Here is a 10,013-nt window from a genome sequence, read left to right as displayed (position 1 = left end):
CCGCCCGGCCCAGGTTCATGCCGGGTTGCGACCGGCCCGAGCCCTTGCCGACGCGGTTGACGGCGTCGACGCCGATGACGAGGACGGGTTTTCTCCAACGCTCGCGCAGGCGTCCGGCGACGATGCCGACGACGCCGGGGTGCCAGTCCTCGCCGCTGACGACCACGGCGGCGCTGTCGTCGGCATGGGCGCCGGTCGCCTCGACGCGGCGGACAGCCTGTTCAGTGACCTCGGCCTCGACCTCGCGTCGGGCGATGTTCAGGGCGTCCAGCTCCTGCGCCAGCATCCGCGCTTCATCGGGATCATCCGTGGACAGCAGGCGCGCGCCCAGGTCCGACTTGCCGATCCGTCCGCCCGCATTGATGCGCGGTCCCAGGATGAAGCCCGCGTGATTGGTCTTGGCCGGTCCCGGCTCGGCGCCCGCCGCCGCCAGCAGGGCGCGCAGGCCCGGATTACGCCAGTGCGACATCACCCCCAGCCCCAGGCTGGTCAAGGCGCGGTTGAAGCCGGTCAGGCCCGTCACGTCGCAGATGGCGCCCATGGCGGCCAGATCCAGCCACTGGCGGATATCGGGTTCTGTCTTGCCCTCGAACAGACCCCGCCCGCGCGCCTCGCGGTTCAGGGCGGCCAGCAGGACGAAGACCACGCCCGCCGCCGCCAGATTGCCCTGTCCCGAGCCGCAGCCCGGCCGGTTCGGATTGACCACGGCGAGACAGGCCGGCGGCTCTTCGCGCATCATGTGATGGTCGATGACCACGACCTTCAGACCGATGCCCGCCGCATGGGCCACGGCTTCATTGGCCGCGGCGCCGCAGTCGACGGTGATGACCAGATCGGCGCCCCGCGCCTTCAGCGTGTCGAAGGCCCGCGCGCTGGGGCCGTAACCCTCGGTCAGGCGATCAGGCACATAGATGGGCAGGTCGGCGCCCAGGGTGCGGAACCAGCGCACCAGCAGGGCCGCGCTGGACGCCCCGTCCACGTCGTAGTCGGCGAAGACGTGGATGCTGGCCTCGGCCTGCAACGCATCGACGATGGCGGCGGCGGCGGCGTCCATATCCATGAAGCTGGACGGATTGGGAAACAGCGCCTTCAGCGTCGGCTTCAGGAAGTCGGCGCCCTGCTCGCCCGCCACGCCGCGCGACGCCAGCGCCCGCGCCAGCGGCTCGTCCAGACCCAGCGCCTGCATATGGGCGCGAGTCGTCGCCGTCTCGGCCGGACGCTGTCGCCAGGCCCGCCCGGACAGGGAGCGACTGACGCCGAGGAAGGCAGGCGAAGCGGCGCCGTCAGCCATCAGGACGTTCCGCCAAGGCGGCCATGGGGTTCGGACGGGACATGGGCCATGACGGCTCCTCGCACTCAGGACGGCGAAACGCGGCCGGAGCGGCAGGATCGCCGGATTCGCCCAGGCGGGCGACGAAACCCTAAACGGCGACCTTAGGCCGCCGCGACGACTATTGCGGACGCGGGCGGTCGATCGGCGGCGGCGCCTTGGCGCGCTGACGCAATGCCTCAGCGTAGGCCTCGACCTCTTCCGCCGTGCGCAGGGTCTGCGGCGACATCTGGCTGGCGTCCACGCGACGGTTGACCTGTGCGACGAAGGCGGCCGGATCGGTGTTCAACGTCCAGTCGATGCGGGCCGTCTCGGCGGTCAGGGCCGCGTTGCGGCTTTCCAGACGACCGACATTGGCGGCGATCTCGGCCGGAGCGGGCAAGGGCGAACTGCTGCGTGGGAAATCGGCCCAGCGCGGATACTGGCGATTCTCATCGACCAACTGCTGCACCCTGGGCGCCAGGGGCGATGTCGGGTCGGTCTTCGGCTCGAAGGCGCTGACGCAGCCGCCCAAAACCAAGGCCGAGCCCAGGGCCATGCCCCAAGCCGCCGTCCATCCCGTCTTTTTCAGCACAATCGCGTTCATTTCGGTCACTGACATATGCCATCATCGCGTCGGGAGGAAGGCGCGCAAATTTGCGCGCCCCCATCGGAGGTTCGCCATGGCCAAGCGCCCGACCAAGGCTTCGTCCCCAGATGCGCCGGAAAAGACGGCCGCACCGCGCAAGGCCGGACGCCCGACCTCGGCCAAGCCGCGCGTGAAAAAGGCCGCTGCCCCGGTTGAAACGTCCGAACCGTCGCCCGCCGCGGCCCCAGCGCCCGAGGCCGAAGCGGCCTCTCCCACGCCCGACTTTATGGCCTTCAGCGCCGAACAGCGTCAGCAGCTCGAGACCCTGTCGCTGAACCTGGCCAAGGCGGCGATGATGGCCCAGACGGCGGTGGCCGAGGCGGCCCTGTCGCAGGCCGACCGCCCCGCCGCCCTGTCGCCCGACCCGTTCAACGTGGCCCCGGCCATGTCCTCGGTCATGACCAGCCTGGCCGCCCGCCCCGAAAAACTGTTCCAGGCGCAGGCCGACCTGTTCGGCCGCTACATGGAGTTGTGGTCGACCACCACCCGCCGCGCCATGGGCGAGACAGTCGACAGCCCCGCCCCGTCCGACAAGCGGTTCCGCGACCCCGCCTGGTCCGAAAACCCCATGTTCGACATGATGCGCCAGTCCTATCTGGCCACCTCGGACTGGATGAACAGCCTGGTCTCCAGCGTCGAAGACGTGGACCCGCGCGTGAAGCGCCGCGCCGAGTTCTTCACCCGCCTGCTGACCGACGCCTTCTCGCCCGCCAACTTCCTGGCGTCGAACCCTGTGGCGCTGAAAGCCCTGGCCGAGACCAACGGCGAATCCCTGGTGCGCGGAATGCAGAACTTCGCGGCCGATCTGGAGCGCGGCGCCGGATCGCTGAAGATCAGCCAAGCCGACTACGGCCGTTTCGTCCTGGGCGAGAACGTCGCCACGGCGCCGGGTCAGGTCGTCTGGCGCGACGAGCTGTTCGAGCTGATCCAGTACGACGCCGCGACGGACCAGCAGCACGCGATCCCGCTGCTGATCTTCCCGCCGTGGATCAACAAATTCTACATCATGGACCTGCAACCGGCGAACTCCCTGATCCGCTGGCTGAGCGCGCAGGGCTTCACCGTCTTCGTCTGCTCATGGGTCAACCCGGACCGCGACAAGGCGGAATTCGGCCTCGACGACTATATGAAGAAGGGCGTCTATCGCGCCGTCGAGAAGACGCTGGAGCAGAGCGGCCAGACGCATGTGAACACCGTCGGCTACTGCATCGGCGGCACCATGCTGGGGGCCAGCCTGGCGCACATGGCGGCCAAGGGCGACGACCGCGTCGCCTCCGCCACCTTCTTCGCCGCCCAGCACGACTTCGCGGAGGCGGGCGACCTGCTGCTGTTCACCGACGAACACTGGCTCGCCGAGGTCGAGCGGCTGATGGACGAGGCAGGCGGCGTCCTGCCCGGCACGGCGATGGCCGACACCTTCAACGCTCTGCGCGCCAACGACCTGATCTGGTCCTTCTTCGTGTCCAACTATCTGATGGGCAAGGCGCCGCCCGCCTTCGATCTGCTGTCGTGGAACGCCGACCAGACGCGGATGCCCAAGCGGCTGCACCTGCAATACCTGCGCCTGATGTACGGCCAGAACGCCCTATCGAAGGGCGAGCTGGAGATCGACGGCGAGCGCATCGACCTGTCGAAGGTCCGCATTCCCCTCTATTTCCAAGCCAGCCGCGAGGACCACATCGCGCCGATGAACTCGGTCTATCGCTCGGCGCGGCTGTTCGGCGGGCCGGTGACCTATACCCTGGCCGGATCGGGCCACATCGCCGGGGTCATCAACCCGCCCTCGGCCAACAAGTATCAGCACTGGGTCAACGCCGCCCTTCCCGAAACGCTTCAGGAATGGCAAGCGGACGCGGAACAGCATCCGGGCAGTTGGTGGTCGCACTGGGCCGACTGGCTGGGCGCGAAGTCGGGTGCAAAGATCGCCGCGCGCAATCCTGAAACCGGGCCGCTGAAGCCCATCGAACCGGCGCCCGGCGCCTATGTGAAAGTGAAGTCTTGAAGCGTATCGAGCCCAACCTGCTGCTGGCCGTCGCCACGGCCATTCCGCTGATCCTGCTGATCGCCACGGCGACCCTGTTCGGCGAGCCGGGTCAGTTGCTGAAGTATGTGGTGGTCGCGGTGATCGTGCCGGTCGCCTTTGTACCCATGAACGCCATCATGCGCGCGAAGATGGGCTGGGTCCGCCCGCCGATGATCCACCCCCAGGCCGCCTCGACCGCCGTCTGGGCCAGCCTGTTTCCGGCGCTGATCATTCTGGCGGCAGGTATTCCGCTGGTCTTCCCCGGTCACGACTACGGCCTGCTGATCATCATCGCCGCTGTCTTCTTCGCCGGAACGGTGGAGTCGGCGATCAAGGCGGCGCGGGCGCGCTGATCGCGCGCCCGGATCGGCCTCACTTGAGGCCGGTCGCCTCGTCCAGGCCCAGCATGATGTTGAGGTTCTGGACCGCCGCGCCCGAGGCGCCTTTGCCCAGATTGTCCAGCAGGGCGACCAGACGCGCCTGCTCCCCGCCGCGATCCCCGAAGACGTGCAGACGCATCCGGTTGGTGCCGTTCAGACCCTCGGGCTCGATGCCGGTCATGGCCTCGGTCTCGTCGATCTCGGCGACCTCGACGAAGCGCTGGCCCTCATAGGCCTCGACCAGGGCGCCGTGCAGCCGCTCGACCGAGGGCGTTTCCGGCAGGGCCGACAGGTGCAGCGGGATCTCCACCAGCATCCCCTGGCGATAGTTCCCCACGGCCGGCGAGAACAGCACCGGGCGCGACAGCCCCGCGTGCTTCGTCATTTCCGGCACATGCTTGTGCTTCAGCGTCAGGCCATAGGCGCGGAAGGCGGTCGAAGCGCCCGCCCCTTCAAACTCGGCGATCATGGCCTTGCCGCCGCCGGAATAGCCAGACACCGCATTGATCGTGACGGGCCAGTCGGCCGGGACCAGTCCCGCCTTCACCAGCGGCCGCATCAGGCCGATGAAGCCCGTCGGATAGCAGCCGGGGTTCGACACCCGCGTCGAGGCGGCGATGGCCGCGCGCTGGGCCGCATCCATCTCGGCGAAACCATAGGTCCAGCCGTCCGCCACGCGATAGGCGGTCGAGGCGTCGATGACCCGTACCGCCGGATTCTCGATCATCGATACGGCTTCAATGGCCGCGTCGTCAGGCAAGCACAGGATGACCGCATCGGCGCTGTTCAGCGCCTCGCGCCGCGCCTCGACATCGCGTCGGCGGTCGCCCAGCAGCATCAGCTTCAGATCGCCGCGCGCCTCCAGACGCTCGCGGATCTCCAGACCGGTCGTTCCAGCCTCGCCGTCGATGAAGATGGTGTGGGTCATCTCATGCTCCTGAAATGTCCTTCTACCGCAGTGGAAGAAGGGCAAAGAAAAAGGCGCCTCGGGTTTCCCCGAAGCGCCCTTTGTATTCCCAGTCGCGGTTGCGACTTAGCGCTTCGAGAACTGGAAGCTGCGGCGTGCCTTGGCGCGGCCGTACTTCTTACGCTCGACGACGCGGCTGTCGCGGGTCAGGAAGCCGTGCGGCTTCAGAACCTTGCGCAGTTCCGGCTCGTAGTGGGTCAGGGCGTGCGACAGGCCGTGGCGGATGGCGCCGGCCTGGCCCGACAGGCCCGAACCTTCGACGGTGCAGATCACGTCGTACTGGGTGGCGCGGTCCGAGACGTTCAGCGGCTGGGCGACCATCATCTGCAGCACGGGGCGGGCGAAGTAAGCCGCCACGTCCTTGCCGTTGACGGTGATCTTGCCGGTGCCGCGCTTCACCCACACGCGGGCGATGGCGTTCTTGCGCTTGCCGGTCGAGTACGAACGGCCCAGGGCGTCGATCTTCGGCTCGCGGACGATTTCCTCGGCGGCGGCGGTGCCCAGGCCCTTCAGGGCGTCAAAGCCGGCGGCGGTGTCTTGAGTCACGTCGGTCATGCTCAGGCGCTCCGGGTGTTCTTGGACGACATCGACTTGAAGTCGATGGTCGTGGGCTGTTGGGCTTCGTGTTCGTGAGCCGCGCCGGCGAACAGGCGCAGGTGAGTCATCTGCTTGCGAGCCAGCGGCGACTCCTTGGGCAGCATGCGCTCAACGGCCTTCTCGAGCACGCGCTCGGGGAAACGACCGCCCAGAACCTTCTCCGGGGTGGTTTCCTTGATGCCGCCCGGGTGGCCGGTGTGGCGATAGTAGACCTTGTCGGTGGTCTTCTTGCCGGTGAACACCACCTTGTCGACGTTGGTGACGACGACATAGTCGCCGCAGTCAACGTGCGGGGTGTAGGTCGGCAGGTGCTTGCCGCGCAGGCGGTTGGCGATGAAGGTCGCGAGGCGACCCACGACGACGCCTTCGGCGTCGATGTGGATCCACTTCTTATCGACCTCGGCCGGCTTCAGCGAAGCCGTGGTGCTCTTCAGCATGATGAGGGTCCTGGAAGACGAAAAACGCGGCCCGAACCAGATGGATCGGGCGGAGGCCGGGGTGATAGAGGGTCGCGCGCCGAAGGTCAATGTCGGTTACGGCGGCGACTTTGATATAAATATCTGATTTTATTTGATATTTTATATGCGGTATTAAAATACCCACTCCTTGTTCCTTCTCCCCTTGTGGGAGAAGGTGGCCCATAAGGGCCGGATGAGGGGTGTCGACGCGACATGCAGCGCTTCCCCTCCGCCAGACTCTTCGGCAGACGAGACGCTCACACCCCTCATCCGCCTGCCTCCGGCAGCCACCTTCTCCCACAAGGGGAGAAGGAAAGCGCCCTACCCCTTCAGCAGCCGATCCCGCGCGGCGTTGACGCGAGCGGCAAGGCCCTCGGTGCCGCCCTGATCGGGATGGGCGCGCGCCATCAGGCGGCGCCAGGCCGCGTGGATCGTCTGGGCGTCCGCATCGGCCGCAACGCCGAGGATTGACCGCGCCTCGGCCTTGCTCATGGGCTCGGCGGGTTGAACCGCCCTGCCCGCCATAGGCCGGATGCGCGATTGCACCGCCAGCCAGACGGCCGCAGACGCCATGCCGCTAGCAATCAGCCACGCGCCGCGCGCGGCGGCGAACACCGCTCCGGCCAGCAGGGCGGCGCTCAATATAGTGGCCGAAATACGCCAGTGGCCGCGCCGGGCGCGCTCGGTCTGGCGGCCCAGACGCACCATGGCCCACAGGGCCACAGCGGCCAGACCCAGCCAGATCAATCCCATAAAGTTCTATTGGCCCATGAAGCGATCAGGCCGCCGCGTCCATGGCGGCGATGGCGTCGTCCAGGCCCAGGGCCTGCATCAGGTTGCGCATCTCCTGACGCGCGGCGACGTGGGCCAGCGACACCGACACCGGGCGGATGTCGTTCGACAGGTCCGCCACCGTCAGGCCGAAGGGGAAGAGTTCGCGATAGATGACCCGGTCGCGCAGGCCCGGCCCGACACGGAAGCCGACCCGCTTGGCCAGCTTGGCCATGCGCGAGGCCAGACGGCGGCGGTTGCGAGCCTCGGCGACAGCCAGACGGTTGGTGACGACGATCCAGTCGATCGTCACCTGACGGCCCTCGGTGATGGCGCGGTGCTTGCGCGCCTCCCAGACGCTTTCGGAATAGATGGACGGCTTGACCAGATCCAGCGTCACCGGGTCCACCTCACCCAACAGGTCGAAGTCGACGAAGCTGTCGTTCATCGGGGTGACGATCTGATCGGCGCGGCCGTGCGCGGCGCGCGAAAGGGCCGTGTCACCGCCCGGCGTGTCGATCAGGATGACGTCGGCCACGGCCCTGGCCTCGGCGAAGGCGGCCTCGAAGCGCGCCAGTTGCTCGGCCTCATCGGCCTTATGCAGCAGCTTGCCGTCACCCATGTCGGGCACGATGGGCAGCGGCAGTTCATGGCCGTTAGCCTTGGTCCAGGCGACGCGGTTGGCGAAGAAGCGCTCCATCGACCGCTGGCGCAGGTCCAGATCGATGATCGCGACCTTGCGTCCGGCGTGCAGAAGGCCGGTGACGATGTGAATGGCGAGGGTGGACTTGCCCGCCCCGCCCTTTTCATTGCCGATGACGATGACCTGAGGCTGCGCCATGTGAAATCCCACTGTGATCAGCAGGCGCGACTCATCTTCGTCCGCCGCCCGCCCATGGGCCGCAAGATCAGCCTCCGAGCGGCAATCGTCAACGAAACCTTAAGCTGAGCCTGTGGACGATCAGACCGAGGCCGCGCCGGGTCGGGCGCACCACGGGTCCGAAGCCGCCAGGTCGCGGCACAGGGCCTGAGCCTGCCCGGCGGAAGCGGCGACTTTCAACCGCACCAGGCGACGCCCGCCGACCTCGACCGCCTCATAGAAGGGCTGGAGTCCCGACAACACCGCCCCGCCCGGCCCGCGGTTCAGTCGCGCCCAAGCCGCACGAGCGCTGTCCTCGCTGGAATAGGCGCCCAGTTGCACATGGCGAGCGGCGACTACGGCAGGCTTGGGCGCCGTCACGGTCGGCGGCGGAGCCTCGGGATCAGGATAGGCCGTCGGCGCAGGTGCAGGCGCAGAGGCCAGGCGGACCCTGGCGGTCAGGCCCTCGCGCGCATCCCACAGCTCATGCGGCGTCATCAGCTCGACCTTCAGCGGCGCGGCCCGCTCACGCGGTTGATCCGGCGCAGCGACCCGCGCCCCGCCTGCATCCTCGGCGGACAAGGGAATGGCGGCGATCCGTTCGGCGGCGCTCTCGAACCGACTGGGGTCGCTTTCCACCACGCCGCAGCCGATCAGCAGCCCGGAAAGGACGCAGATCGGCGCAAGACGCAGGAGGACGGAAGCGTTCATGCCGCCACATTGAACGACGGATTTTGAGACAGGGTTGAGGAACAGGCTTAACGTCGATTCACCCTGTTCCTCAGTTCGTGGCGTCAGCCGATGGCGCCGACGCCGCCCTCGACATCGCCCGGCGCCACATCGGCGTCGGTCAGGGCCAGGGTCCAGCCATGGTGGGTGTTCAGGCCCCAGCGCCGCGCGCCCGAGCCGTCGCCCGCATCGCCGCCCGCCGTAACCACGACGCGGCGGCCCTTCGGCAGGGCCGGCGGATCGATCTTGCCCACGGCCAGAGACGTCGGCGTCTCGCCGCCGTAGCCGTCAAAGACGCTGAGCATCGACCATTCGCGGCGCAGGCCGATCCACCAGGGATCGTCGCCGCTGATCGACAGGACGGCCACGCCCTTGCCCTCGGCCGCATGAGCCAGGGCGGCCTGCGGGTCGAGCACCAGCTTGATGTCGGCGGCCGCGCCGAAGCGCAGACGGGCGCCGTCCACGGCCTTGGCGGGGTCGATGGGGGCCCAGACCTGGACCTGCAGACGGCCCTGACGCGCCAGGCCCCAGCCGACGATCTCGCGCCACAGATGCTCGACCGCCTCGCGGTTCTCAGGGTCGCACTGCTTCAGAAGGCGCGCCTGGACGGCCTGTTCGCGGTCGGGGCGCAGCTTGGTGTGGGGGCCGGTCGGGGCGTCCTTGGCCTTGCCCACCTGGGCGGCGACGGACAGGCGGCGTTCGAACAGTTCGAGGATCTGATCGTCCAGGCTGTCGATTTCGGCGCGCAAGGCGGCCAGCGCCTTCTGTTCGGCGCTCAGTTCAACAGTTTCAGCGGGCCAGACTTGCTGGATGGCGGATTGCGACATGGGAGATGGCTTTCGGCATGAGATTTTCGATAAGGAAGCCGCGGCCGCCGATAGAGATCAGGCAGGGACGCGCAGAATGGCCGCTTGGGAAGAAGCGGTCGCCAGTGAGACGGTCAGGGTTGGTTAGAAGCCCGACGCCTCAGCCGGCGTATCGAAAGCCGTAATAGCCGTAGCCAAAATAAAAGCCGGCCACCGCGCGCGTGGTGGTTTCAACGGTCATTTGTGCGCGCAGCGAGGACATGAATCCGGTCCGGTTCTTGGATCAAGGTCGATCCGACCGGACCTTAAAGCCGCAAACTTTATGCGCGGTCAAGCATCAGGAGCCGTGAAGAGGACAAAACGGGTCCGGTTGTCGCTGAAATCCTGCAAATCGTTGCGCAGAACCACCAACCCATAGACCTCGGCCGCGCGGGCGGGCGCCACGGCGGCGCGGGTCACGTCGTC

12 protein-coding genes are annotated in these 10,013 nt (G+C 67.6%); 2 read left to right on the top strand and 10 right to left on the bottom strand.

What is annotated here, in order from left to right:
* Positions 1 to 1,291: single-stranded-DNA-specific exonuclease RecJ (gene recJ / locus RT567_RS09570; RefSeq protein WP_313576072.1), on the bottom strand; the 1,291-nt coding region annotated here is incomplete at its 3' end.
* A gap of 160 nt (positions 1,292 to 1,451) precedes the next feature.
* Complete coding sequence (locus RT567_RS09565) at positions 1,452 to 1,931, bottom strand: hypothetical protein (RefSeq protein WP_313576070.1); 480 nt, start codon at positions 1,929 to 1,931, stop codon at positions 1,452 to 1,454.
* Positions 1,932 to 1,992: 61 nt separating this feature from the next.
* On the opposite strand from RT567_RS09565, the gene phaC reads away from it, so the two are divergent.
* Both phaC and RT567_RS09555 read left to right on the top strand, forming a co-directional pair.
* Entirely contained in the window at positions 1,993 to 3,960 is a 1,968-nt protein-coding gene (phaC, locus tag RT567_RS09560) for a class I poly(R)-hydroxyalkanoic acid synthase (protein ID WP_313576068.1), read from the top strand.
* Positions 3,957 to 4,334 carry a hypothetical protein gene (locus tag RT567_RS09555; protein ID WP_313576066.1) on the top strand — a complete coding sequence of 126 codons (378 nt, stop codon included), beginning with the start codon at positions 3,957 to 3,959 and terminating at the stop codon, positions 4,332 to 4,334. Before phaC ends, RT567_RS09555 begins: the two co-directional genes overlap by 4 nt.
* 19 nt (positions 4,335 to 4,353) lie before the next feature.
* Here RT567_RS09555 and argC read toward each other — a convergent pair whose 3' ends face one another.
* The 8 genes from argC to RT567_RS09515 form a co-directional block, all read right to left on the bottom strand.
* Positions 4,354 to 5,289: an N-acetyl-gamma-glutamyl-phosphate reductase gene (gene argC / locus RT567_RS09550; RefSeq protein ID WP_313576064.1), complete on the bottom strand. Its 936-nt coding sequence runs from the start codon at positions 5,287 to 5,289 to the stop codon at positions 4,354 to 4,356.
* 105 nt (positions 5,290 to 5,394) lie between these two features.
* Positions 5,395 to 5,883, bottom strand: a complete 489-nt coding sequence (rpsI, locus tag RT567_RS09545) for a 30S ribosomal protein S9 (RefSeq protein ID WP_087138861.1) — start codon at positions 5,881 to 5,883, stop codon at positions 5,395 to 5,397.
* A gap of 2 nt (positions 5,884 to 5,885) precedes the next feature.
* On the bottom strand, positions 5,886 to 6,359 hold the full coding sequence (rplM, locus tag RT567_RS09540) for a 50S ribosomal protein L13 (protein ID WP_313576076.1): 474 nt from the start codon (positions 6,357 to 6,359) through the stop codon (positions 5,886 to 5,888).
* 345 nt (positions 6,360 to 6,704) lie between these two features.
* Entirely contained in the window at positions 6,705 to 7,136 is a 432-nt protein-coding gene (locus RT567_RS09535) for a molecular chaperone DnaJ (protein ID WP_313576062.1), read from the bottom strand.
* 25 nt (positions 7,137 to 7,161) lie between these two features.
* A complete protein-coding gene (locus tag RT567_RS09530) occupies positions 7,162 to 7,995 on the bottom strand; it encodes a division plane positioning ATPase MipZ (RefSeq protein ID WP_313576060.1) in 834 nt (277 codons plus the stop codon).
* Between the two features lie 120 nt (positions 7,996 to 8,115).
* The gene (locus tag RT567_RS09525; protein WP_313576058.1) at positions 8,116 to 8,724 is read right to left on the bottom strand and encodes an SPOR domain-containing protein; all 609 of its coding nucleotides are present in this window, start codon (positions 8,722 to 8,724) and stop codon (positions 8,116 to 8,118) included.
* A gap of 83 nt (positions 8,725 to 8,807) precedes the next feature.
* On the bottom strand, positions 8,808 to 9,569 hold the full coding sequence (locus RT567_RS09520; RefSeq protein WP_125899832.1) for a chorismate mutase: 762 nt from the start codon (positions 9,567 to 9,569) through the stop codon (positions 8,808 to 8,810).
* A gap of 309 nt (positions 9,570 to 9,878) precedes the next feature.
* Positions 9,879 to 10,007, bottom strand: coding sequence for a prephenate dehydratase domain-containing protein (locus RT567_RS09515; protein WP_409516163.1), 129 nt, complete (start codon positions 10,005 to 10,007; stop codon positions 9,879 to 9,881).
* Positions 10,008 to 10,013 lie beyond the last annotated feature (6 nt).

Source organism: Brevundimonas sp., assembly GCF_032107865.1.
Lineage (GTDB): Bacteria > Pseudomonadota > Alphaproteobacteria > Caulobacterales > Caulobacteraceae > Brevundimonas.
The sequence above is the reverse complement of the archived record's forward strand: the minus strand, read 5'-3'. Positions and strand labels throughout refer to the sequence as shown.